Origin of the sequence: Pseudomonas sp. 2995-3 (assembly GCF_002742565.1) — a bacterium.
GTDB lineage: Bacteria > Pseudomonadota > Gammaproteobacteria > Pseudomonadales > Pseudomonadaceae > Aquipseudomonas > Aquipseudomonas edaphica.
The window spans coordinates 201,004-225,659 of record NZ_LJSB01000038.1 but is presented as its reverse complement, the minus strand read 5'-3'; the positions used below and the strand labels follow the sequence as shown (position 1 = coordinate 225,659).

Genomic DNA, 24,656 nt, shown 5'->3' with positions numbered 1-24,656 from the left:
AAACACACGCAAAAAAAAGCGGAGCCCGAAGGCTCCGCTTTTTCAAACCAGCCAACTCAGGCCAGTTTTTTGTGCCGTACACGGTGCGGCTGGGCAGCAGCATCGCCCAAACGCTTCTTACGGTCCGCTTCGTACTCGGTGTAGTTACCTTCGAAGAACACCGCTTGGGAGTCATCTTCGTACGCCAGGATGTGCGTCGCGACGCGGTCAAGGAACCACCGATCGTGAGAGATCACAATGGCGGCGCCCGGGAAGTCCAGCAGGGCCTCTTCCAGGGAACGCAGGGTTTCAACGTCGAGGTCGTTGGACGGTTCGTCGAGCAGCAACACGTTGCCGCCTTCTTTCAGGGTCAGTGCCAGGTGCAAGCGACCGCGCTCACCACCGGACAGGTCCTTGACGAACTTCTGTTGATCGCCGCCCTTGAAGTTGAAACGGCCGACGTAAGTGCGCGACGGAATCTCATAGTTGCCGATGCGGATCTGGTCGGAACCCTCGGAGACTTGCTGGAATACCGTTTTGCTGCCGTCCAGGTCTTCGCGGCTTTGATCCACGCAGGCCAGTTGCACGGTTTCACCGATTTCGATGCTGCCCGAATCCGGGGTTTCCTTGCCCATCAGCATGCGGAACAGTGTGGATTTACCCGCACCGTTACCACCGATAACGCCGACGATCGCGCCTTTTGGCATGGAGAACGACAGGTTGTCGATCAACACGCGGTCGCCATAGCCTTTGCAGACGTTCTTGAATTCGATGACCTTGTCACCCAGGCGCGGGCCGGCCGGGATGTAGATCTCGTTGGTTTCGCTGCGCTTCTGGAATTCCTGCGACTGCATTTCTTCAAAGCGTTGCAGACGTGCCTTGGATTTGGACTGGCGGGCCTTGGCGCCTTTGCGCACCCACTCCAGTTCTTCCTTCATGGCTTTTTCGTGGGCCGATTGCTGCTTGGATTCGGCGGCCAGACGGTCGGACTTGGCTTCCAGCCAACCGGAGTAGTTGCCCTCGTAAGGGATACCGGCGCCACGGTCGAGCTCGAGGATCCAGCCGGCGACGTTGTCCAGGAAGTAGCGGTCGTGCGTGATCGCTACCACGGTGCCCGGGAAATCGTGCAGGAAGTGCTCCAGCCAGGCGACGGAATCGGCGTCCAAGTGGTTGGTCGGTTCGTCGAGCAGCAGCATGTCGGGAGCCGACAGCAGCAGGCGGCACAGGGCCACACGGCGTTTTTCACCGCCGGAGAGGAATTCGACCTTGGCATCCCACGCCGGCAAACGCAGCGCGTCGGCGGCGACTTCCAGCTGGCGCTCCAGGTTGTGGCCGTCGCCAGCCTGCAGGATGGCTTCGAGCTTGGCCTGTTCAGCGGCCAGCTTGTCGAAGTCGGCATCTTCTTCGGCGTAGGCGGCGTAGACCTCGTCCAGGCGGGCCTGGGCGTTCTTGATCACGGCCACCGCTTCCTCGACCACTTCACGCACGGTCTTGGTCGGGTCCAGGATCGGCTCTTGCGGCAGGTAGCCGATGTTCAGTTCGGGCATCGGGCGCGCTTCGCCTTCGAACTCGGTGTCGACGCCGGCCATGATTTTCAGCAGCGTGGACTTACCCGAACCGTTGAGGCCGAGCACGCCGATCTTGGCGCCGGGGAAGAAGGACAGCGAAATATTTTTCAGGATTTCCCGCTTCGGCGGAACAACTTTTCCCAGCCGATGCATGGTGAAGACGTATTGAGCCATGGTGAACCTAGCGTCAGTGACTGATGAATTAAGCGGGCGAAGCCCGTGCAGGCCATGCGCCGCGCGGGCCGTTGACTATCATCAATGCCTGCGAGCGGAAAAAGCCTGAATGTCTGGGGCTGGAACGCCCCCGCGTAACCGGCAAAGCTACCTGAATGCGCTTGGGCAGTCCAGCCAAGCGGGGCTGGCACTTTGCCACAAGGCAAGGCATGCTAGCCGCCCTCCGGGCGTCCGGCTTATAGTGCACGTCGCGCGCCAGTCCAGCCAAACCGCAGGATCACAGCTTGTCCAAAGTCACGCCGCCCACGCCCTTGCGCGCCGCTCATATAGCGCCGGGCGCGCCCCTGCACGGCACTTTAAAAGGCGCACTGGCGATGCTGGTGCTGGTGCTGCTGGCGTTATTGTTCTGGCAGCTGTTGGACCAACTGCAGCAAAACCAGAAAAACCAACAGCAATACACCATCGATTACAGCGCCGACCTGGCTGAACAGATCAGCCTGAACATGGCCCTGAGCGCGAAAATCGCCTTGAACCTGCTGCCGATGGTCGAGCCGCCGCGCAACGACGAGCAACAACAGGCGCTGATGCGCACCTTGCAACGCTCGTTGCCGGAGCTGCGCAGTTTCGCCCTGCTCGCCCCCAGCGGCGCGCTGATCAGCGACAGCGCCAAAGGCAGCCAGGACCGCGCCTGGCTTGAAGAGCTGGTGCAGCGCAGCCACTCGCAACCTTATTACTTGAGCAACAGCCCCGACGGCACCCTGATCTATCTGTTGCTTCAGCAGCCCAGCGGCGGCTCGAAAATGTACTGGGCCTTGCGCCTGGCGCCCAGCTACCTGAGCAACCTCACCCGCCAGGACGGCCAGGGCCAGCGCCCGATGTGGGCCATCGAGAACCGCCTGAACCACCGCGTGGTCAGCCGCGACAGTGGCATGCCTGCGCAATGGGCCGCGGCGCTGACGCCGGATGAATTGAACAAAAGCGTGCTGGTTACGCCCCTGAGTAAAAGCGATTGGCAATTGCGCGGCCTGTTTGACCGCAGCGCGGTGCTGGAGCAACTGCTGCCGGCGTTTATCGGCAAATGCCTGCTGGGCCTGGCGTTCTCGCTGATCCCGCTGATCGTGCTGCTGAACATGCGCCGCCGCCAGCGCCAGGTGCATGAAGGCCGCCGGCGTTATCAGGATATTTTCGAAGGCACCGGCGTGGCCCTGTGCGTGTTGGATCTGTCGGGGCTCAAGGCGTTTTTTGACAAGACCCACGTGCAGACCCGTGAGCAATTGCAGGTCTGGTTGCTCAACAACACCGCCGAGCGCCAGCAACTGCTCAAGGAACTGCGCATTACCGAGGTCAACCAGGTGGCCGTGCGCCTGCTGAATGTCGGCTCATGCGAGCAAGCCTGGGAACGCCTGATCGATGATTGCCCAAGCAATGCCACCGCCATCGGCTATCAAGTGCTCGAAGCCGTTCTGACCCAGCAAAAACAGCTGGAGCTGGAAATCCAGCTCAATGACGTGGCCGGCAATGACCAATATCTGTGGCTGGTGATGCGCCTGCCGGAGCAGCAGGACGACTTCAAGGCCGTGATTCTCAGCATCAGCGATATCACCAGTCGCAAGCTGATCGAACTGTCGCTGGTGGAGCGTGAGAGTTTCTGGTCGGACGTGGTGCGCACCGTGCCTGATCACCTGTATGTGCAGGACGTGATCAGCCAGCGCATGATTTTCAGCAACCACCATTTGGGCCATACCCTCGGCTACAACAAGGCCGAACTGCAGCAAATGGGCGAGTACTTCTGGGAAATCCTGCTGCACCCCGAGGATGCCGAGTATTACCACGACTTGCGCCTGCAACAGCGCGAGGTCGGCTACACCACCCAACTGCAATGCCAGCTGCGCTTTCGCCATCGCAATAACCAGTGGCGGCGCTTTGATATCCGTGAGCAAGCGCTGGCGCGGGATAAAACCGCGGTAGTCACACGCATCATCGGCGTGGCCAAGGACATCACCGACCAGATCGAAGCCAGTGAATCCCTGCGTGACAGCGAGCAGCGCTACCGCATGCTGGCCGAAAGCATCAGCGACGTGATCTGCTCCACCGACAGCCAGCTTGCCCTCAATTACATCAGCCCATCAGTCAACGCCGTGCTGGGTTATGACGTGGACTGGGTGTTCAAGAACGGCTGGCAGTCGATCATCGCCAACCCGCAGCAACTGACCGGCATCTACAGTTTGGTGGAACAGGTCAGCCGTGCGCTCGGCGACCCCGAGGCGCTGAACAGACTGCGTGATGATATCCACACCCAACTGTTCCTGTTCGACTGCCTGCGCGCCGACGGCCGCAAGGTGCCGATCGAGTTGCGCCTGGTGCTGGTTTGGGACGAACACGGCGCGTTTGAAGGCATCCTGGGTGTGGGCCGCGATATCAGCCAGCAACGCCGCGCCGAAAAAGACCTGCGCATGGCGGCCACGGTATTCGAGCACTCAACCTCGGCGATCCTGATCACCGACCCGGCCGGTTATATCGTGCAGGCCAACGAGGCGTTCAGCCGGGTCAGCGGCTATGCAGTGGCAGATGTGCTGGATCAATTGCCGAACATGCTCACGGTGGATGAACAGCAGGAGGCGCACCTGCGTTACGTGCTCAAGCAGTTGCATCAGCACAGCACCTGGGAAGGTGAAGTGTGGCTCAAGCGTCGCAATGGCGAGCATTACCCGGCCTGGGTCGGCATTACCGCCGTATTCGACGATGAAGGCGACCTGGCCAGCTACGTGTGTTTCTTCAGTGATATCAGCGAGCGCAAGGCCAGCGAGCAGCGCATCCACCGCCTGGCGTATTACGACGCCCTGACCCACCTGCCCAACCGCACACTGTTCCAGGACCGCCTGCACACCGCGCTGCAGTCGGCCGAACGGCAAAAGTCGTGGGTGGTACTGATGTTCCTCGACCTCGACCGTTTCAAACCGATCAACGACTCCCTGGGCCACGCCGCCGGCGACCGCATGCTCAAGGAAATGGCCACCCGCCTGCTGGGCTGCGTGGCCGAAGACGACACCGTGGCACGTATGGGCGGCGACGAGTTCACCTTGCTGCTGCAACCGCGGGTCAGCCGTGAAATGGCGTTGAACCGCGCAATTACCGTGGCCGAGCAGATCCTGGCGAGCCTGGTGAAGCCATTTGTACTGGAGGGCCGCGAGTTCTTTGTGACCGCCAGTATCGGCATCGCCTTAAGCCCGCAGGACGGCAACGAACTGAGCCAACTGATGAAAAACGCCGACACGGCGATGTACCACGCCAAAGAGCGCGGCAAGAACAACTTTCAGTTCTACCAGGCGGACATGAATGCCAGCGCCCTGGAGCGCCTGGAGCTGGAGAGCGACCTGCGCCATGCCTTGGACCAGAACGAATTCGTGCTGTATTACCAACCGCAGTTCAGCGGCGACGGCAAGCGCCTGACCGGCGCCGAAGCCCTGCTGCGCTGGCGTCACCCACGCCGAGGGCTGGTGCCGCCGGGGGATTTCATCCCGGTACTGGAGGAATTGGGGCTGGTGGTGGACGTGGGCGACTGGGTGATCGCGGAAGCCTGCCGCCAGCTCAAGACCTGGCACCAGAACAAGGTGCGCGTGCCGAAAGTCTCGGTGAACATCTCGGCGCGTCAATTCTCCGATGGGCAGTTGGGCGAACGCATCGCCACTATTCTCAAGGACACCGGCCTGCCGCCGGCGTGCCTGGAGCTGGAGCTGACCGAAAGTATCCTGATGCGCGAAGTCAACGAGGCCATGCAGATCCTCGCCAGCCTGAAAAACCTGGGCCTGAGCATTGCGGTGGACGACTTCGGCACCGGTTATTCGTCGCTCAACTACCTCAAGCAATTCCCCATCGATGTGTTGAAGATCGACCGAACTTTCGTCGACGGCCTGCCGTCCGGCGAGCAGGACGCGCAAATTGCCCGCGCGATTATCGCCATGGCCCACAGCCTCAACCTGGCGGTGATCGCCGAGGGCGTGGAAACCCATGAGCAGCTGGATTTCCTGCGTGAACATGGCTGTGATGAGGTGCAGGGTTATCTGTTTGGGCGGCCAATGCCGGCAAATCGGTTTGAAGCGCAGTTCAGCAATGATGCGCTGTTCATGTTCGACTGAAGCCTTGTGGTGGGGCTGATGGCCCTATCGCAGGCAAGCCAGCTCCCACATTTTGAATTGTGAATACCTTCAGGTGTGGGAGCTGGCTTGCCTGCGATAGGGCCAGTACAGGCACCGCCCATCCCTGGATGAGCCCCACTTGTCCGCGACATGATGTCCTTTCATATGCCATCTAAAACCCATTGGGTTAGAATGCCTTCCTTTTCTGCCCCCGATCCTTGAGGACCGCCATGTTCAGCCGTGATTTGACTATTGCCAAGTACGACGCCGATCTCTTCGCCGCCATGGAGCAAGAAGCCGTGCGCCAGGAAGAGCACATTGAGCTGATCGCTTCGGAAAACTACACCAGCCCTGCGGTGATGGAGGCTCAAGGTTCGGTTCTGACCAACAAATACGCCGAAGGCTACCCAGGCAAGCGCTACTACGGTGGTTGCGAGTACGTCGACGTGGTTGAGCAACTGGCAATCGACCGTGCCAAGGAACTGTTCGGCGCCGATTACGCCAACGTTCAGCCACACGCCGGTTCCCAAGCCAACAGCGCCGTGTACCTGGCCCTGCTGCAAGGCGGCGACACCATCCTGGGCATGAGCCTGGCCCACGGCGGTCACCTGACCCACGGCGCCAGCGTTTCCTCCTCCGGCAAGCTGTACAACGCCGTTCAATACGGTATCGATGCCAACGGCCTGATCGACTACGACGAAGTCGAGCGCCTGGCCGTTGAGCACAAGCCAAAAATGATCGTGGCCGGTTTCTCTGCCTACTCGCAGATCCTGGATTTCCCACGTTTCCGCGCTATCGCTGACAAAGTCGGCGCATATCTCTTCGTTGATATGGCTCACGTAGCCGGTCTGGTCGCCGCTGGCGTCTACCCGAACCCGGTGCCTTTCGCTGACGTCGTGACCACCACCACGCACAAGACCCTGCGCGGTCCACGTGGCGGCCTGATCCTGGCTCGCGCCAACGCCGAGATCGAGAAGAAGCTGAACTCTGCCGTATTCCCAGGCGCCCAAGGTGGCCCGCTGGAGCACGTGATCGCCGCTAAAGCGATCTGCTTCAAAGAAGCCCTGCAGCCTGAGTTCAAGACTTACCAGCAGCAAGTGGTGAAGAACGCCCAGACCATGGCCAGCGTGTTTATCGAGCGCGGCTTTGACGTGGTGTCCGGCGGTACTGAAAACCACCTGTTCCTGCTGTCGCTGATCAAGCAGGACATCTCCGGTAAAGACGCTGACGCCGCACTGGGCAAAGCCTTCATCACCGTGAACAAAAACTCCGTGCCGAACGACCCACGTTCGCCGTTCGTCACCTCCGGCCTGCGCTTCGGCACCCCGGCTGTGACCACTCGTGGCTTTAAAGAAGCAGAGTGCAAGGAACTGGCCGGCTGGATCTGCGACATCCTGGCTGACCTGAACAACGAAGCCGTGATTGACGCGGTCCGTGAGAAGGTCAAGGCCATCTGCAAAAAACTGCCGGTGTACGGCGCTTGATTGCAGTTGCTTGAATAAAAAGCCCGGCTCTTGAGCCGGGCTTTTTTATGGCCGTTCTCAAATTGAAATACGGTTCAATGTGGGAGCTGGCTTGCCTGCGATAGCGGCCTGTCAGTTGGCACATCATTAGCTGACCCACCGCCATCGCAGGCAAGCCAGCTCCCACATTTTGAATGCATTTCGAGTCAGGGTTGGTAGACCCGGGCAAAGCCCTCGCGAATTTTGGCTTCCGGCAACTCATCAGCAATAAACACAATCACACTTTCGCGCGCCTCACCCTCGGCCCATTCGGTGTCCCAATCGAAACCGTAAAGCTTGAGCACGCCCTGGAACACCATGCGCCGGTCTTCCCCGGCAATATTCAGTACGCCTTTGTAGCGCAGCAGTTGTTTGCCATGGTCCTCCAGCAGTTCGTTCATAAACTCGCTGAGCCGGTCGATATCCAGCGGCTGGTCGGTGCGCAGCACCAGGCTGGAAATACGGTCGATGGACGGCGCGGCACTGACCGGGCGCAGGGTCATGCCCGCGTTGAGATTAAAGCCGCGCACGTCGAGCAGTTCGGCCAGGTCGATTTTGCCGTGGTCGACCACGCGAATCGGCGCACGGCGGTTGATGCGGGTCAAGCGCTGGCTGAGGGCGTCGAAGGATGCCTCATCCACCAGATCACGCTTGCTCACCAGCAGGCGGTCGGCAAAACCGATCTGAGCCTGGGCGATGGTCTGGGTCAGGTGGTGCTCAGCATGGGCCGCGTCCACCAAGGTGATGATGCCGTCGAGGATGTAGCGCTCGCGCAGCTCCTCGTCGATGAAAAAGGTCTGGGCCACGGGCGCAGGGTCGGCCAGGCCGGTGCACTCGATCACCAGGCGGTCGAAGGCGATCTCGCCGCTGTCCAGACGTTCGAGCAGCAGGTACAGGGCTTTGGTCAGGTCGGTGTGGATGGTGCAGCACACGCAACCGTTGGACAGGGTCATGACTTGTACAGGCTCGGCGCCCAACAGTTGGGTGTCGATGCCGGCATCACTGAATTCGTTTTCGATCACGGCGATTTTAAGGCCGTGCTCGGCTTTGAGCAGGTGGCGCAGCAAGGTGGTTTTGCCGGCGCCGAGGAAGCCGCTGAGGATGGTGACAGGGATGGGAGAGGACAAAAAATTCTCCTTGAAGAAACACAGAAACAAATGTGGGAGCAGACCCATGTGGGAGCTGGCTTGCCTGCGATGCAAGCAACTCGGTCTATCAGGCAGACCGAGGTGATGCTATCGCAGGCAAGCCAGCTCCCACATAAAGCCTTGCTCCCACAGGGAGAAGCGCTAACCCGAATACCGGGTCAGCAGCACTTAGGCCCACCCTTGCCACCGTAACGGGCTTCCTGGCGTTCGCGGAAGAACGCCTTGTAGTCCATCACCGGTTTGTCCGGGTGCTTGGTTTGCATATGCTCGACGTAGGTGTCGTAGTCGGGCATGCCGACCATCAGGCGCGCGGCCTGACCGAGGTATTTACCGAGGCGACTGATGTCATTGAACATGGTTGCAATCCTCGTTTACGCGTCCGGTACAGCCTGGAACGGGGCTTCTTTGTCCGTGCGCTCTTTGTTGCCCCAGGCGGCAACGCCGACCTTGAGCGCATAGAACAGGATGCTGAAGACCACGAACAGGAACAGCGCCGTCAGCGTTGCGTTGGTGTAAGCGTTCCAGATCACGTGCTGCATCTGGTCGATGTTCTTGGCCGGTGCGAGGATCTGGCCGTTGGCCAGGGCATCGCTGTACTTCTTGGCCAGCGACAGGAAGCCAATCGCCGGGTTAGCGTCGAACAGCTTGATGAAGCCTGCGGTGGTGGTGCAGATCAGCAGCCAGACTGCCGGCAGCATGGTCACCCAAATGTAGCGCTGGCGCTTCATTTTGATCAGCACAACGGTGGCGAGCATCAGCGCGATACCGGCGAGCATCTGGTTGGAGATACCGAACAGCGGCCACAAGGTATTGATGCCGCCCAGCGGGTCGATCACGCCTTGGTACAGCAGGTAACCCCACATCGCCACGCAACCTGCCGTAGCAATCAAGTTAGCGGTCCAGGACTCGGTACGCTTGAGCGACGGTACGAAGGAGCCGAGCAAATCCTGGAGCATGAAGCGCCCCGCACGGGTGCCGGCGTCGACTGCGGTCAGGATGAACAATGCTTCGAACAGGATCGCAAAGTGGTACCAGAACGCCATGGTGTTTTCACCCGGCAGCACACTGTGCAGGATCTGCGCGATACCCACCGCCAGGGTCGGCGCACCGCCGGCACGCGCCAGGATGGTGGTTTCGCCGATGTCATGGGCCACGGCCGTCAAGGCTTCCGGGGTAATTGCAAAGCCCCAGCTGCTGACGGTTTGCGCCACAGTCACCACATCACCACCGACCACCGCAGCCGGGCTGTTCATGGCGAAATACACGCCGGGCTCGATCACCGAGGCGGCGACCATGGCCATGATGGCCACGAACGACTCCATCAGCATCGCGCCGTAACCGATGTAGCGCGAGTTGACTTCGTTATCCAGCAGCTTGGGCGTGGTGCCCGAGGAAATCAGCGCGTGGAAACCCGAGACCGCGCCACAGGCAATGGTAATGAACAGGAACGGGAACAGGCCGCCCTTCCACACCGGGCCAGTGCCGTCGATGAATTGGGTGAGGGCCGGCATTTTCAGCTCTGGCATGGTGACCAGAATGCCGATCGCCAGAGCGATGATGGTGCCGATTTTAAGGAAGGTGGAGAGGTAGTCACGCGGTGCCAAAATCAGCCACACCGGCAATACCGCCGCCACGAAACCGTAGCCGATCAGCATCCAGGTGATCTGGATACCGGTGAACGAGAAAGCCTTGGCCCACACCGGGTCAGCGGCAATCTGCCCGCCCAGCCAGATCGAACCCAGCAGCAACAGCACGCCGATGACCGAAATTTCGCCAATGCGGCCCGGACGGATGTAGCGCATGTACACGCCCATGAACATCGCGATCGGGATGGTCGCCATCACCGTGAAGATGCCCCACGGGCTCTCGGCCAGGGCCTTGACCACGATCAGCGCCAGCACCGCGAGGATGATGATCATGATCAGGAAGCAGCCGAACAGCGCGATGGTCCCCGGAATGCGGCCCATCTCTTCGCGAACCATGTCCCCCAGGGAACGGCCGTTGCGACGAGTGGACAGGAACAGCACCATGAAGTCCTGCACCGCACCGGCCAGCACCACACCGGCAATCAGCCAAAGCGTGCCGGGCAGGTAGCCCATTTGCGCCGCCAATACTGGGCCGACCAGCGGACCTGCGCCGGCAATCGCCGCAAAGTGGTGCCCAAAGAGGATGTGTTTGTTGGTCGGCACATAGTCCAGGCCGTCATTGTTGAGCACTGCGGGGGTGGCCCGCCGTGGATCGAGCTGCATCACATTGTTAGCGATGAACAGACTGTAGTAACGGTACGCAACCAGGTAGATGGCGACAGCAGCAACCACAATCCACAAGGCGTTGATCGCCTCGCCGCGGCGCAAGGCCACTACGCCCAAGGCGCACGCTCCTACGATTGCCAGCACCAGCCAGGGTAGGTGGCGTAGCAGGCTATTATTATTTTTCATTTTTATATTCCAGCCAGGGTGGACAGAAAGACAGCCAGCCCGAGTTTAGCGCTGTTGGCCTTAAAGGCCACCCCCCTACGTTGGTCTAGAGCCTTGCAACCGTAAAAAAAGCAGAAATAAAGGCCCGATGATGGCGCAGGGCTACAATCCCCTTATCTCCAGAGGGTTTGACCATGAGCGAGCAACCGTCAGATCGGCGCCGTTTTCGGCGTATTGCCTTTGATGCCCGAACGACCATTGCGCAAGACCGCTGGAATTGGCCGGTGCAATTGGTGGACCTGTCGCTCAAAGGTTTGTTGGTGCAGCGCCCTGATGACTGGCAGGGCAATCGCGCTCAGCCGTTTGATGTGGATATCCGTCTGGATCCGCAGGCGCATATAAAGATGCAGGTCAGACTGGCCCACGATGATCATGGGCAGTTGGGGTTTGTGTGTGAGCACATAGACCTGGAGTCGATCGGCCATTTGCGGCGGTTGATTGAGCTGAATGTGGGCGATCATGAAGAACTGGAGCGTGAGCTGGGCGCCTTGTTAGAGATTTGAAAACCCTCTAAACCGCAGAGGCTACGGGTGTCTGAATAGATCCACTCACCCGCCAGCCTCCGCTACATCCTCATCAATAAAAGTCATACCTTTAGATCAAATCATCATAACAACCCCGCCTGCACGACCACCTGGAAACATATAAACCCTTCACAAAAACGACATACGTCATTTTAATTAAAACTGTAACAACTCAATCCACATTGAATTCGGTGGGAAAAATATGCAACGCCGCTCCTTTCAAAAAAAGCAACACTTCCAATAATGAAATTATTTTCATGATCGATCATTAAGACGATACGGTTCGCGCGCTTGATAAAAACACAGTTAATAAACTACATTTCACCTGCCCTTCCAGCCCGGCCCTCTAACAGGATGTTAAAGCATGCTTATTGCCAAAGCCGAAATCTTCTTGACCGAAATCCCCTATAAAAACCCCTACCAAACCGCTACCAACATAACCCCGAAGGGGCGGCATATAGTATTAAAGTTAACCACCGATACTGGCTTGGTAGGTTGGGGAGAGTCCGGAACTATCTCAAGACGCTATCCTGCTCAAGGTGATACTCCCGAAACCATGTTGGCCGTCCTTGAAAGTTATCTATGCCCGGCAATCATTGGAAAAGACCCTTGCGCATTCGAAGTTATCATGAGCCAACTCGACACGCTGATCAAAGGGCATCTATTTGCCAAGTGTGCGATTGATCATGCTCTGTTAGACCTCGCGGGCAAAGTGCTTAACATTCCAGTCTGCAACTTGTTGGGCGGTGCATACAACCTCAGCTATACCGTCAGTCGAAGTTTGCCATTTGCCTCCGCCATAGCGCAAGTAAAGCGTAATGTAGCGACGGGCGCTGCGGTATCACTGAGACATGTCTACTGATTACAAATCTTCATTTCAATTCAATATTGTGCAGCGGCAAAAGCCAAAAGGTATTAAAACTCAGTAGTCTTGTTTCAAAAGCGATGGGCGACACCTTTGATCGCCGTCGTCCGATCATTGGTGAATATAGCTTTGTGCACACCGCAAAACTGCACCTAACCGCTAATAGTAGGGACCGCAATTGCAACCATTGGGTAGACCCCCTCTACTTGAACGAATAACAATTAATGCACGTCATCAGGGATGCAGGTCTTTCAATATGATTGAGCATGAGTGGCTGATAGGCGCAGGGTTGGTCGTACTGGGTGTTATGACGGGTTTTATCGGCACCAATACCGGCGGCAGTGTATTTCTAACAGTGCCGGTGATGATCTGGCTCGGAATATCCCCACAGGCGTCGATAGCGACAGCCCGCCTGGCATCGGTAGGGACGATGTTTGCCGGATTAAGACACTTTCATAACAATGGAAAAGTGGATTACAGGTTAGCGGCCCCCGCAGCCGCACTTGGGTTGGCTGGCGCCTTGGTCGGTGCAAGTCTGCTCGTGCAAATAGATCCGGCGCTGCTGCATAAAATCATTGGCGGTCTGACACTGCTACTGGTGGGGCTTTCACTCATCAGGAAGCCTCACTCGCCGAAGACGGCCCCTTCTTCGCTCAGGCGCTTTTGCGGGTATATCCTGTTTATTCCCGTCGGCATGATCGGCGGCCTGTTCGGCGGGCAGGCCAAGCTATCAACTTATTTGTATATTATATTTTTTAAAAAAACGATCAGTGAGTCAATTGGCACACGTAAGGTGGGTGGCCTCATCCTCTCAGTCGGCTCGTTAATAATATTCGGTGTCAGCGGAATTATTAATTGGCAGTACGGGTGTTGCCTGATCATAGGCACGCTATTTGGCGCCAATGCGGGCGCCAAGTTTGCTCTTCAGAAAGGCGATAAGTGGATGGAAAGCGCTTTCAACGTAGTCGTGATTGCCTTGGCGTTGAAAATGATCTTCTGGTAGTGACGCTCTCACGGAAAAGCGACACTCAGGGAAACGCGGCACTCGGGGGGAATTCGCTTTCCGTGTCCCAATAACCCGCCTTCTGACGCGACACGGCCTGCCATTGCCCATCGATAAAACGATAGGTCGTGTAGCGGGTTGCGAAATCATCGTCGCCGTCACCGTCCATAAAGGACGAGACCTGCAGTAACTCATCCGTACCGCCGGCGGCTGGCGTGGCGATCTGCCAGGCGGCTTTGCCGGTCTGGGCCAGGGTCAGCGGCTCGACCTTGCCGGCCGCGCCCTTATAGCGCATTGGTTTGAGTTGCTGTTTGGCCGGCATCAGCAACTGAGTCGCCGGGCCGCTGTAACTGCCCATCGGCGCCGTCTGGTCGACGCTCAAAAAGTACACCGTGTCCGGCAGGCCTTTAAGCGGGGCCTTCTTGACCTTGGCCAAGGGGTAGCCAAGATCGTCGTGCGCAAGCACAGCGCCGGACGCCGACAGCAAACGTACCTGGGCATTGAGCAACGGGTTTTCCGCCAGATCGCCGGGCTCGTCAAATGAGTCCTCATCCAGGCCATTGCCCCAGCTGTCTTTGTGCAACTGCGCGCTGATGCGCTGGTCTTCCAGCACCTGCAGCACACTGCCGTCTGCTGTCGCCAGTTTCTGGGCCAGGCGGTAACCGGCCGGCAGTGGGGCCGACTCAGCCAAGGCAATGCCCGGCAACCCGAGCAAGGCCACGAACAGGGCACATACCCCCCAACGATGGGTCTGTTGCATTGCGTTCATCCCTGATTGCTTCACGGTTATTCGAACAGTGCATCCAGCGCCTGTTCCAGGCGCGTGACGCCAATAATCTTGATTCCCGGCGGCGATTCCTTCGGCATATTGCCTTTGGGCACGATCGCGCGCTTGAAGCCGTGCTTGGCCGCTTCTTTCAGGCGCTCCTGGCCACTCGGCACCGGGCGTACCTCGCCCGACAGGCCGACTTCGCCGAATACCAGCAAGTCATGGGGCAGCGGGCGATTGCGCAGGCTCGACATCACCGCCGCCATCAACGCCAGGTCGGAGGCGGTTTCCAGCACCTTGACCCCGCCGACCACGTTGAGGAATACGTCCTGGTCATGGGTGGGAATACCGCCGTGACGGTGCAGCACAGCGAGCAACATCGCCAGGCGGTTCTGATCCAGGCCGAGGGTGACCCGGCGCGGGTTGGCCAAGTGGCTGTCATCCACCAGCGCCTGCACTTCCACCAACATTGGCCGGGTACCTTCCCACGTCGCCATCACCACACTTCCCGGCACTTCTTCCTGGGCACGGGTGAGAAAAATCGCCGAGGGGTTGGAGACTTCTTTCAACCCCCGGTCGGTCATGGCGAACACGCCCAATTCGTTGACCGCGCCGAAACGGTTCTTCACCGCCCGCAGCAAACGCAAACGGCCATCGGATTCGCCTTCGAAATACAGCACGGTGTCGACCATATGCTCAAGCACTCGCGGCCCGGCCAAGGCGCCCTCTTTGGTCACGTGGCCCACCAGAAAAATCGCCGTACCGCTCTGCTTGGCATACCGCACCAGCAGCGCCGCACTTTCGCGCACCTGGGACACGCCGCCGGGCGCCGATTGCAGCTGCTCGGTGAAAATCGTCTGGATCGAGTCGATCACCATGACCTTGGGTTTTTCGATACGGGCCGTGGCGATGATGCTTTCGATGCAGGTTTCGGTCATGACCCGCAGTTGATCCTGGGGCAAGCCCAGGCGACGGGCGCGCATGGCCACTTGCTGCTGGGACTCCTCACCCGTGACGTACAGCGCCGGCATGCGGCTGGCAATGCTGCACAGGGTTTGCAGCAGGATGGTCGATTTGCCGATGCCGGGGTCGCCGCCGATCAGCACCACCGAACCGTCCACCAGCCCGCCGCCGAGCACGCGGTCCAGCTCGCCGGACGCCGTGGAGAAACGTGGGATTTCCTCGACGCTGACTTCAGCCAACGTCTTGATCTGCGCCTGTTGCCCGGTCCAGCCGGCGCGGCCGGTGGGGGCTGCGGCGCCGCCGCTTTCGATCATGGTTTCCGTCAGGGTGTTCCATGCACCGCACTCGGTGCACTGGCCGGCCCACTTGGGAAAGGTCGCGCCGCACTCGGTGCAGCCGTACATGCGCTTGGCCTTTGCCATTTGAGAACCTCCAACCGAAAAACCGCGATGATAGCTCAGCGCGGCGCCGGGGTCCGGATTTCACCACTGGCCAAACGTGAAGCGCTGTTGCCGATCGGGTCTTCGGCGTTTAGGTCGGCGCCTTTGGCCTTTAACTCATCCAGCAATTCAACGCGCTTGAACAGCCCGGCGTACATGGCGGCGGTCTGCCCGGCGCCGTTGCGCTGGTCGGGGTTGCAGTCGGTGGCGAGCAGTCGCTGGGCGATTTTCAGCTCGCCTTTGAAGATCGCGCCCATTAATGCGGTGTTACCGCGCTTGTCCTGCACACAGGCGTCGGCGCCGGCGTTGAGCAGGCGTTCCACGAATGGAGCCTGGCCGTGGTAGGCGGCAAGGATCAGCGCGGTGTAACCCTTGTCGTCCTGGGTGTTGAGGCTGTAGCCGGATTCTATGAAGGTGTTGAGCATCTCGATATCGCCACGACGGGCAGCATCGAAATAGTAGTCCTGCAACTGAGCCTTGAGCGCGACCGGGTCGGGTGACTCGGCATGGGCGACAAAGGCCAGCATGGCCATCAGTAAACCGATAGAAATTCGCATGAGTTTTCTCCAACTCGGGGTCGACGCCTATCAGCGGGCGCCGACCGTAACCAACGTCAGTCAGTCAGTTTTTCTGCCAGCGCCTTGACGCGCGCCAGGTCGCCTTTGGCAACCTTGGTCACGCCAGTGCCGTACTCAGGGTCAGCCTTATAGAGGAACGACAGGATGATGTGCTTGCTCTCGTCATCGGTGGTGGCCAGGGAGCCGCCGAAGTTTTCGATCAAGTCCTGACGCTCTTTCTGGCTATAGGAGCGGTACAAGTCACCGGCCTGCTTGAAGTTCTGCTCGCGCTGGATCTTCGCCTGCTGGGTGCTGCCCGACAGCGCCGACTGGCTGTAACGCGCGGCTTGTGGTTCGTCACGTGGCAGCAGGCGGCTTGGTTGGTAGTTCACGCCCGTGGTGGTCTTGCCGGCGTTCATTGCGCCATCCTGGTTACCGTTGTTGACGGTGACACGCGGTGCGTTGATCGGCAGTTGCAGGGCGTTCGGCCCCAGGCGGTACATCTGCGTGTCGGCGTAGGAGAACACTCGACCTTGCAGCAGGCGGTCTTCCGACGGCTCGATGCCCGGCACCAGGTTGGCCGGGGCCATGGCCACTTGCTCGGTTTCCTGGAAGACGTTGGCCGGGTTGCGGTTCAGCACCATTTGCCCGACTTTGCGTTCCGGTACATTCGGCCAGATCTTGGTGGCGTCCAGCGGGTCGAAATCAAACTTGGCCAAATCCTCAGGTTTCAGCACTTGCACGTAAAGGTCCCACTTGGGGAAATCGCCCTTGTTGATGTGAGTGACCAAGTCGTTAGTCATATGACTGTAGTCACGCCCCTGCACGTCGGTAACTTGCTTGGGGTCAAGGTTCTTGATGCCCTGCAGGCTCTTCCAGTGGAACTTGACGTAATGCACTTCGCCCTTGGCGTTGATCAACTTGTAGGCATGTACGCCGTTGCCGTCCATTTCGCGATAACTGGCTGGCGTGCCGGAGTCGGAATACAACTCGGTGAGCGTGCGGGTGGACTCTGGAACATGGGAGAAGAAGTCAAAACGACGCGAGTCGTCGTCAAGGTTAGTACGCGGGTCCGGTTTGAACGCATGGACCATGTCCGGAAACTTGATGGCGTCGCGGATAAAGAACGTCGGGAAGTTATTGCCCACCAGGTCCCAGTTACCTTCGCTGGTGTAGAACTTGGTGGCGAAACCGCGTGGGTCACGCAGGGTTTCCGGGGAATGGTTGCCGTGCACCACGGCAGAGAAACGCACGAATACAGGGGTGGCTTCACCGGCTGCGAAGACTTTGGCTTTGGTCAGGTCGCTGAGGTTATCGGTGACGGTAAAGGTGCCATGGGCGCCGGTGCCACGGGCGTGGACCACGCGCTCCGGGATGCGTTCACGGTCAAAGCGCTGCAGTTTTTGAATGAGCTGCACGTCTTGCAGCAGCACCGGGCCATTGGCCCCGGCGGTTTGTGAATTCTGATTGTCCCCCACGGCGGCGCCGTTATCGCGGGTCAGGTTGGCGGCTTGTACGGAAAGGGACAGCAGACTGGCAGTGACCAATCCCAGCGCATATCGCGCGGAAACAGGCCTGCGGCTCATTGACGTGTTCATCGGGGTTTCCTCTGGCTTTTTTAGTGCACATTCAGTTGTGCTTGCCAGAGGCTAGTGACCTGCGAGTCAGAAGATAAATAGAAAAACACCACCGGGCTGATTAAGAAAAAAGTGTGGCAAGCCCCTGAAGTAGCGCGTATTTCGCGCGCGATTGGTGGCACTTTGCAAACTATTTGCGATTTAATGGGTCGATAAAAATTGACAGTGTTAACGGTTGTGTCGAGCAAGCGGGCTACGACTGACTTACACTGACCTCCACCCTCCTCAACTGTAACAAGGAATAACCTATGGGCGTGATCAGTGAGTTCAAGGCCTTCGCGGTCAAAGGTAATGTGGTCGATATGGCCGTCGGTATCATCATCGGCGCCGCCTTCGGTAAAATCGTTTCCTCGTTTGTAGGCGACGTGGTGATGCCACCTATTGGTCTGTTGATCGGTGGTGTGGACTTCGCTGACCTGGCGATAACCCTCAAGGCCGCGCAGGGTGATGTGCCCGCTGTGGTCCTGGCCTATGGCAAGTTCATCCAGAGCATCATCGACTTCGTGATCGTCGCCTTCGCCATCTTTATGGGCGTGAAAGCCATCAACCGCCTGAAGCGCGAAGAAGCTGTGGCCCCAAGCCTGCCGCCGACGCCGACCAAGGAAGAGCTGCTGCTGGGTGAGATTCGTGATCTGCTCAAAGCACAAAACGACAAACCGCTTTAACCCGCGTTTGCCTGGAAGAGGCGCCTGTTTCAGGCGCCTTTTTTATTACCAGTAATTTTCCACCGCCACTTGCCCTGGGCGCCGGCTCAGGCTCAGTTGCAGGTCGCGCTGCTTGAGCAATTGGCGCGTGTCATCGACCATCTGCGGGTTGCCGCAAATCAGCACGCGGGAGTGCTCCGGGGTCAGTTCTACACCAGCAGCGCGCTCCAACTCGCCATTCTCGATCAGCGTGGTGATGCGCCCGTTCAGTGCCCCAGGGTGCTGCTCACGGGTGACGATGGGAATGTAGGTGAGTTTATGCGCGTACTCGGCCAGGTACTCACGCTCGCCGAGCGTGTTAATCAGCGACTGATACGCCAGCTCCTTGGCCTCTCGGGCGCTGTACACCAGTACGATGCGCTCGAATTTTTCCCAGACCTCGAAGTCCTGCAGGATCGACAGAAACGGTGCCACCCCCGTGCCGGTGCCCAGCAGCCACAGATCACGCCCGTCCACAAAACGATTCAAGGTCAGATAGCCTGTGGCCTGACGCTCAACCATCAAGGTATCGCCCACCTGCAGACGGCTTAATTCACTGGTGAACTCGCCCCCCGGAACGACGATAGAGAAGAAGTCCAAGTGTTCATCAAATGGCGAGGACACAATGGAATAGGCGCGCCACACCGTGCTGCCGTCCGCCTTGGTCACGCCCAAGCGCACAAACTGGCCGGCGGTAAACCGAAAGCCCGGGTCACGGCTGGTGCGCAGGGTAAACAGGCTGGGCGTCAGCGATTGCACTTCGAGCAGGGTCTGGCGGGTAAATTTCTCAGCGCTGGCCGTCATGGGGGGCTCCGTTGAACAGGTGCCCTAGTGTCTCTCAAAGTCGCGCAGGGAAACACCAGTGGTTTGTACTGGCATTGCCAGTGCGAGCAACAGCTATGCTGTTACAGCGCAAGCGCTCGGATCGGAGCTATCCAGTCCCAACTAATTATTTAGCTATTTCTCCCCTTCTAACAGGCCATTAGATGTCGCAGTGCAACTAAACAAATGCCAATTTAATATCACCACCAACCCATTGAACTTATAGGAATAACCCGAACATAAAGCACTATATGTACAAACGATCACTCATTGTATAAGTAATAAACAAACAAAATACGGGCATTCAGTAAAATTTTTTCACATTACGATGTGTAGGCTTTGTCCTACACTGATTTCCGTACCTCGCTGGGATCCGGGACGTGCCCAGGCAACAACACCCATGGAGAGTTACAAATGGTCAACTGGCGCAATACACGACTCCCCAAACTGGAAGGTGAGAACAAGATCACCACTATTTATGAGATGGTCGTCAATCACACCTATGAGCTAGGATTCGAATACTGCTCATTTACGATGAGTTCGCAACAACAAGCTACCCAAACTAAACCGATTCACTTTAATAACTACCCCAATGAATGGAATGCCGTTTACAAACAAGCGCATTTTTTTGACATCGATCCGGTAGTCGCCCACTGCAAACGTAGCGTGCTGCCTATCGTGTGGGATGAAAAAACCTTCAGCGCCGCACCCCACCTCTGGTCGTTGGCCCAGTCGTTTGGTGTGCATTTTGGATGGACCCAAGCCGTGCACGATTTCCAGGGTGTGTTCAGCATGCTGACCCTGGGCAGAAGCAACGGCGAAGTCAGCCCACAGGAGCTTTACGAGAAAGCCGGCCAGGTGCTCTGGCTTTGTCATGTGATGCATGCTGCGGTGGCACAAAATTATGCCGAAAAGCCGAGCGTCACAGCGCCTTGCAAATTGACCCCACGAGAAACGGAAATCCTCAGGTGGTCGGCCCTGGGCAAGACGGCTTCGGACATTGCCACGATCCTGTGCCTGTCGGAGCGCACCGTGGGCTTTCATATCAGCAGTTGCTTGAGAAAACTGGGGGTCAATAACAAGATTGCCGCCGTACTGTGTGCTTCCAAAGCAGGGTTGTTTTAACCGCTGAAGAAACACCGCATGTAATCCCATCGAAAAAAAAGTAACATTTACGGCCAATTCTGAGTGTTGATACGGCGCATTGATGCCGCTTCGTTGTTCACTCAGATGGTTGCGCCGGTTGCCCATGCCCGCTGCCGCCCCATCGATGACCCAGAGCTTCCCCGCCATGCCCCTGCTTGACAGCCCCTTCGCCCAGCTCGACCTGATTCGCCAGCCTGAGCAACACAATGACCCGTTGCAGGCCTTTGATGCTGCCGATGAGTACCTGCTCAGCTACCTGGCCGAGCAGCAGCCCGGCGCCGCTACCTGCGTGCTGGTGCTCAACGACAGCTTCGGCGCCTTGGCGGCCAGCCTCGAAGGCCGGGTGCACGTGACGTCCAGCGGTGACTCGTTTCTGGCAGCCCAGGGTCTGGAGAAAAACCTGGTGCGCAATGGCAAAGCTTTTGATGCCGTAGCATTCGTCCCCGCCAGCCAGGTCCCGACCGGGCCGTTCGACCGCGTGCTGATCCGCGTGCCAAAGACCCTGGCCCTTTTGGAGGAGCAGTTGATCCGCCTGCAAGGGCAACTGGCGCCAGGCGCCCAGGTGATTGCCGGCGCGATGGTCAAGCACCTGCCACGGGCGGCGGGCGAGTTGCTGGAGCGCTATATCGGCCCGATGCACGCGTCCCTTGCCCTGAAAAAAGCCCGTTTGCTGATCGCCACGGTGGACGCCCGCCCGGCCGCCGTCTCGCCCTACCCTACCCGCTACACCCTGGACGCACCGGCCATCGAGCTGTTGAACCACGCCAACGTGTTCTGCCGCGAAGGCCTGGACATCGGCACCCGTGCCTTCCTCCCGCACCTGCCAAACAATCTCGGCAGCGCCCGCGTGGCGGACCTGGGCTGCGGAAACGGCGTGTTGGCAATCGCCAGTGCCCTGCAAAACCCCGACGCGCAGTACACTCTGGTGGATGAGTCCTACATGGCCGTGCAGTCGGCGGCCGAAAACTGGCAGGCGGCCTTCGGTACGCGCGATGTAAGCGTACGCGCCGCCGATGGCCTCGCCGGCCAGGAAGCCCAGTCACTGGACGTGGTGCTGTGCAACCCGCCGTTCCACCAGCAGCAGGTGGTCGGCGACTTCCTGGCCTGGCGCATGTTCCAGCAGGCGCGCGAAGCCCTGGTAGTGGGCGGTGCCCTTTATATCGTCGGCAACCGCCACCTGGGTTATCACAGCAAATTGGCGCGTTTGTTCCGTGGCGTTGAACAAGTAGCCGCCACGCCGAAGTTCGTCATTCTCAAAGCCCGCAAATAAAAAAGCCCTCGTAGCGAGGGCTGGAAAACCGGGCCGCAAAGCCCGGATCGGGATATCAGTGAGTGGTCAGGCCGGCCGCATTCATGAACATGCGCATCAGGCTGGCCACGACGAACAGGGCCAGCACGCTGCCGGTCCAGATCATCGCCAGCCACCCCAGGCGCCGCCATAACGGCTGTTTCTCGGCCTGTTCAATCTCGTGTAACGAAGGTTTGCCGGACATACAACGACCCTCCTAGTGGTAGCCGTCTTCGTGGGTGACCTTGCCGCGGAACACGTAGTAGCTCCAGAAGGTGTAGCCCAGGATAAACGGGATGATGAACAACGTGCCCACCAGCATGAAGCCCTGGCTCTGCGGTGGAGCAGCGGCGTCCCAGATCGACACGGAAGGCGGAATGATGTTCGGCCACAGGCTGATGCCCAAGCCGCTGTAGCCGAGGAAGATCAGCACCAGCGTCAGCAGGAACGGCGTGTAGTGGGCATTACGCGCCACGGCGCGGATCAACCCGTACATGGTCACCAGCACCAGAATCGGCACCGGCAGGAACCAGAACAGGTTCGGCAGGGTGAACCAGCGTGAAGCGATTTCCGGATGCGCCAGCGGCGTCCACACACTGACGATACCGATCACTGCCAGCACCACAAACGCCAATGGCCGCGCCAGGTTGTGCATCTGCTCCTGCAACTTGCCTTCGGTTTTCATGATCAGCCAGGTGCAGCCGAGCAAGGCATAGGCGACCACCAGTGCAACGCCACAGAACAGGGTGAATGGCGTAAGCCAATCCAGCGAACCGCCGGTAAACTGGCGATTCACCACCGGAATGCCATCGATAAACGCCCCCAGCGCCACCCCCTGGAAGAACGTCGCGGCGATGGAGCCACCGATAAACGCCTTGTCCCAGAGGTGACGCTTGTCGTCCTTGGCCTTGAAGCGGAACTCGAAGGCCACGCCCCGGAAGATCAGCCCGATCAGCATCAGGATCAGCGGCAGGTACAACGCCGACAACACCACCGAATAGGCCAGCGGGAACGCGCCGAACAGCGCCGCGCCGCCGAGTACCAGCCAGGTTTCGTTGCCGTCCCATACCGGCGCGACGGTGTTCATCATCACATCGCGGTCGACTTTGCCGGGGATAAACGGAAAGAGGATGCCGATGCCCAGGTCGAAACCGTCCATCACCACGTACATCATGATGCCGAAGATGATGATCACGGCCCAGATCAGCGGAAGATCAATACCCATCTCAATTCCCCTTGTGCTGGATGTGGGTGTGGTCGTCGTCGCTGCCATCATCGGCGGCGGACAACGGACGGGCCGGTGTACGTTTCTGGCCAGGGCCACCATGGGTTGGCTCGCTGCCTTCGTGGGTCTGCGGGCCTTTGCGCACCAGGCGCATCATGTAGCCCAACCCGGCGCCGAACAGCGCGAAGTACACCACCACAAACAGCACCAGCGTAATGGTCATCTGCGCCAGGCTATGCCCGGAGGAAGCATCCGCCGTGCGCATCAACCCGTAGACCACCCACGGCTGTCGGCCGATTTCGGTGGTAAACCAACCGGCAAGAATCGCGATCAGGCCGGACGGGCCCATCCACAACGCCAGGTACAGGAACGGCTTGGACGTGTACATCTTGTCGCCCCGGCGCAGCCACAGGCTGAACAGACCGGTGAAGATCATCAGGAAGCCCAGGCCGACCATGACCCGGAACGACCAGAACACAATGGTCGAATTGGGGCGATCTTCAGGCGGGAACTCCTTGAGCGCCGGCACCTGCTTGTCCAGGGAGTGGGTCAGGATCAGGCTGCCGAGGTACGGAATTTCGACCGCGTATTTGGTTTTCTCGGCCTTCATGTCGGGCCAGCCGAACAGGATCAGCGGCGTCGGCTCATTGCCGATATTTTCCCAGTGGCCTTCAATCGCGGCAATTTTCGCCGGTTGGTGCTTCAAGGTGTTGAGGCCATGGAAGTCACCGATCACCGCCTGGATAGGCGCCACAATCAGGGCCATCCACATCGCCATCGACAGCATGGTGCGGATCGCCGGGTTGTCCTTGCCGCGCAACAAGTGCCAGGCCGCCGAAGAGCCGACGAAGAACGCCGTGGCCACAAAGGCTGCCGTGGCCATGTGCATCAGGCGATAGGGGAACGAGGGGTTGAAGATCACCGCCAGCCAGTCGGTGGGAATCACACGGCCGTCGATGATTTCAAAGCCTTGTGGTGTCTGCATCCAGCTGTTGGAGGCCAGAATCCAGAAGGTCGAGATCAGCGTACCGACGGCCACCATCACCGTGGCAAAGAAGTGCAGCTTGCGCCCCACTTTGTTCCAGCCGAACAGCATCACCCCGAGGAAACCCGCCTCAAGGAAGAAGGCCGTGAGCACTTCGTAGGTCAGAAGCGGTCCGGTGACGGCGCCGGCGAAGTCCGAGAAACGGCTCCAGTTGGTACCAAACTGGTAAGCCATGACCAAGCCCGAAACCACCCCCATGCCGAAGTTGACGGCAAAGATCTTCGACCAGAAATGGTAGAGGTCACGGTAGGTGTCGTTGTGAGTCTTGAGCCACAAGCCTTCCAGCACCGCAAGATAACTGGCCAGGCCGATGGTGATCGCCGGGAACAGGATGTGAAACGAGATGGTGAACGCGAATTGAATTCGGGCGAGATCTAGCGCCTCCAAACCGAACATAAGTCTTCCTCTGTCAGGTAATACCGGCTGCTGGCGGGAGCCTGCACCCACTGCCCCCACGGATATGGAGTGTGGCGAATTTCAATTCGTTTCTTTTTTTACCCATCACGTAGGGATCCTGGCCTTGCGGCCGCCAGATCAATCCCGGGGCCGGTTTTGATCTGGATCAAGCATTGCTCAAAGAGTAGTCCCATTTTCGGACGAAAGCCGTGTGGTTCATTGACGCGTGACAGGTTGTCTCAGCTCAGTTCTTGCAACTATTTGTTACAGCTTGATGCTAATCTGCCTGCACCCTCTGCTCCAGACCTG

Annotated in this window: 20 protein-coding genes; 8 read left to right on the top strand and 12 right to left on the bottom strand. The window is 58.8% G+C overall.

What is annotated here, in order from left to right:
- Positions 1-56: 56 nt before the first annotated feature.
- On the bottom strand, positions 57-1,721 hold the full coding sequence (gene ettA / locus AOA62_RS01280; protein ID WP_056858231.1) for an energy-dependent translational throttle protein EttA: 1,665 nt from the start codon (positions 1,719-1,721) through the stop codon (positions 57-59).
- A gap of 284 nt (positions 1,722-2,005) precedes the next feature.
- On the opposite strand from ettA, the gene AOA62_RS01275 reads away from it, so the two are divergent.
- Together AOA62_RS01275 and glyA are read left to right on the top strand one after the other, a co-directional pair.
- Positions 2,006-5,857: a bifunctional diguanylate cyclase/phosphodiesterase gene (locus tag AOA62_RS01275; RefSeq protein WP_099547620.1), complete on the top strand. Its 3,852-nt coding sequence runs from the start codon at positions 2,006-2,008 to the stop codon at positions 5,855-5,857.
- A gap of 230 nt (positions 5,858-6,087) precedes the next feature.
- A complete protein-coding gene (gene glyA / locus AOA62_RS01270; RefSeq protein ID WP_053137906.1) occupies positions 6,088-7,341 on the top strand; it encodes a serine hydroxymethyltransferase in 1,254 nt (417 codons plus the stop codon).
- A gap of 185 nt (positions 7,342-7,526) precedes the next feature.
- Here glyA and yjiA read toward each other — a convergent pair whose 3' ends face one another.
- The 3 genes from yjiA to AOA62_RS01255 form a co-directional block, all read right to left on the bottom strand.
- Positions 7,527-8,534 (bottom strand): GTPase, encoded by a 1,008-nt coding sequence (gene yjiA / locus AOA62_RS01265; protein WP_169987333.1) that lies wholly within the window; start codon positions 8,532-8,534, stop codon positions 7,527-7,529.
- 131 nt (positions 8,535-8,665) lie between these two features.
- On the bottom strand, positions 8,666-8,863 hold the full coding sequence (locus AOA62_RS01260; protein WP_003194308.1) for a YbdD/YjiX family protein: 198 nt from the start codon (positions 8,861-8,863) through the stop codon (positions 8,666-8,668).
- 15 nt (positions 8,864-8,878) lie between these two features.
- Positions 8,879-10,945 carry a carbon starvation CstA family protein gene (locus AOA62_RS01255; protein ID WP_017139303.1) on the bottom strand — a complete coding sequence of 689 codons (2,067 nt, stop codon included), beginning with the start codon at positions 10,943-10,945 and terminating at the stop codon, positions 8,879-8,881.
- 173 nt (positions 10,946-11,118) lie between these two features.
- On the opposite strand from AOA62_RS01255, the gene AOA62_RS01250 reads away from it, so the two are divergent.
- The 3 genes from AOA62_RS01250 (at position 11,119) to AOA62_RS01240 (ending at position 13,376) form a co-directional block, all read left to right on the top strand.
- Positions 11,119-11,487, top strand: coding sequence for a PilZ domain-containing protein (locus tag AOA62_RS01250; protein WP_017139304.1), 369 nt, complete (start codon positions 11,119-11,121; stop codon positions 11,485-11,487).
- 385 nt (positions 11,488-11,872) lie between these two features.
- Positions 11,873-12,370 carry a hypothetical protein gene (locus AOA62_RS01245; protein ID WP_017139305.1) on the top strand — a complete coding sequence of 166 codons (498 nt, stop codon included), beginning with the start codon at positions 11,873-11,875 and terminating at the stop codon, positions 12,368-12,370.
- Between the two features lie 259 nt (positions 12,371-12,629).
- Positions 12,630-13,376 carry a sulfite exporter TauE/SafE family protein gene (locus AOA62_RS01240; protein WP_017139306.1) on the top strand — a complete coding sequence of 249 codons (747 nt, stop codon included), beginning with the start codon at positions 12,630-12,632 and terminating at the stop codon, positions 13,374-13,376.
- Positions 13,377-13,401: 25 nt separating this feature from the next.
- On the opposite strand, the gene AOA62_RS01235 is transcribed toward AOA62_RS01240, so the two are convergent.
- From AOA62_RS01235 to AOA62_RS01220, 4 genes are read right to left on the bottom strand one after another with little or no spacing between them, the layout of a single operon-like run.
- Complete coding sequence (locus AOA62_RS01235; protein WP_099547619.1) at positions 13,402-14,136, bottom strand: hypothetical protein; 735 nt, start codon at positions 14,134-14,136, stop codon at positions 13,402-13,404.
- A 26-nt stretch (positions 14,137-14,162) separates the two neighbouring features.
- Positions 14,163-15,530 carry a DNA repair protein RadA gene (radA, locus tag AOA62_RS01230; RefSeq protein WP_099547618.1) on the bottom strand — a complete coding sequence of 456 codons (1,368 nt, stop codon included), beginning with the start codon at positions 15,528-15,530 and terminating at the stop codon, positions 14,163-14,165.
- Between the two features lie 35 nt (positions 15,531-15,565).
- The gene (locus AOA62_RS01225; RefSeq protein WP_017139309.1) at positions 15,566-16,105 is read right to left on the bottom strand and encodes an ankyrin repeat domain-containing protein; all 540 of its coding nucleotides are present in this window, start codon (positions 16,103-16,105) and stop codon (positions 15,566-15,568) included.
- Between the two features lie 56 nt (positions 16,106-16,161).
- On the bottom strand, positions 16,162-17,703 hold the full coding sequence (locus tag AOA62_RS01220; RefSeq protein ID WP_017139310.1) for a catalase: 1,542 nt from the start codon (positions 17,701-17,703) through the stop codon (positions 16,162-16,164).
- 287 nt (positions 17,704-17,990) lie between these two features.
- Here AOA62_RS01220 and mscL point away from each other — a divergent pair, with 287 nt between their 5' ends.
- Complete coding sequence (mscL, locus tag AOA62_RS01215; RefSeq protein ID WP_017139311.1) at positions 17,991-18,407, top strand: large-conductance mechanosensitive channel protein MscL; 417 nt, start codon at positions 17,991-17,993, stop codon at positions 18,405-18,407.
- 45 nt (positions 18,408-18,452) lie between these two features.
- On the opposite strand, the gene AOA62_RS01210 is transcribed toward mscL, so the two are convergent.
- Positions 18,453-19,229 carry a ferredoxin--NADP reductase gene (locus AOA62_RS01210; RefSeq protein WP_099547617.1) on the bottom strand — a complete coding sequence of 259 codons (777 nt, stop codon included), beginning with the start codon at positions 19,227-19,229 and terminating at the stop codon, positions 18,453-18,455.
- A 432-nt stretch (positions 19,230-19,661) separates the two neighbouring features.
- On the opposite strand from AOA62_RS01210, the gene AOA62_RS01205 reads away from it, so the two are divergent.
- Together AOA62_RS01205 and AOA62_RS01200 are read left to right on the top strand one after the other, a co-directional pair.
- A complete protein-coding gene (locus AOA62_RS01205; protein ID WP_017139313.1) occupies positions 19,662-20,372 on the top strand; it encodes a LuxR family transcriptional regulator in 711 nt (236 codons plus the stop codon).
- 166 nt (positions 20,373-20,538) lie between these two features.
- On the top strand, positions 20,539-21,663 hold the full coding sequence (locus tag AOA62_RS01200; RefSeq protein WP_099547616.1) for a methyltransferase: 1,125 nt from the start codon (positions 20,539-20,541) through the stop codon (positions 21,661-21,663).
- A gap of 55 nt (positions 21,664-21,718) precedes the next feature.
- Here the strand turns inward: AOA62_RS01200 and AOA62_RS01195 are convergent, their stop codons facing one another.
- Genes AOA62_RS01195 through AOA62_RS01185 form a run of 3 tightly spaced genes read right to left on the bottom strand, consistent with a single transcriptional unit; the run spans position 21,719 to position 24,347 of the window.
- Entirely contained in the window at positions 21,719-21,886 is a 168-nt protein-coding gene (locus AOA62_RS01195; protein ID WP_010206690.1) for a DUF2474 domain-containing protein, read from the bottom strand.
- A 12-nt stretch (positions 21,887-21,898) separates the two neighbouring features.
- A complete protein-coding gene (gene cydB, locus AOA62_RS01190; protein ID WP_017139316.1) occupies positions 21,899-22,906 on the bottom strand; it encodes a cytochrome d ubiquinol oxidase subunit II in 1,008 nt (335 codons plus the stop codon).
- A 1-nt stretch (position 22,907) separates the two neighbouring features.
- Positions 22,908-24,347, bottom strand: a complete 1,440-nt coding sequence (locus tag AOA62_RS01185; RefSeq protein WP_017139317.1) for a cytochrome ubiquinol oxidase subunit I — start codon at positions 24,345-24,347, stop codon at positions 22,908-22,910.
- Positions 24,348-24,656 lie beyond the last annotated feature (309 nt).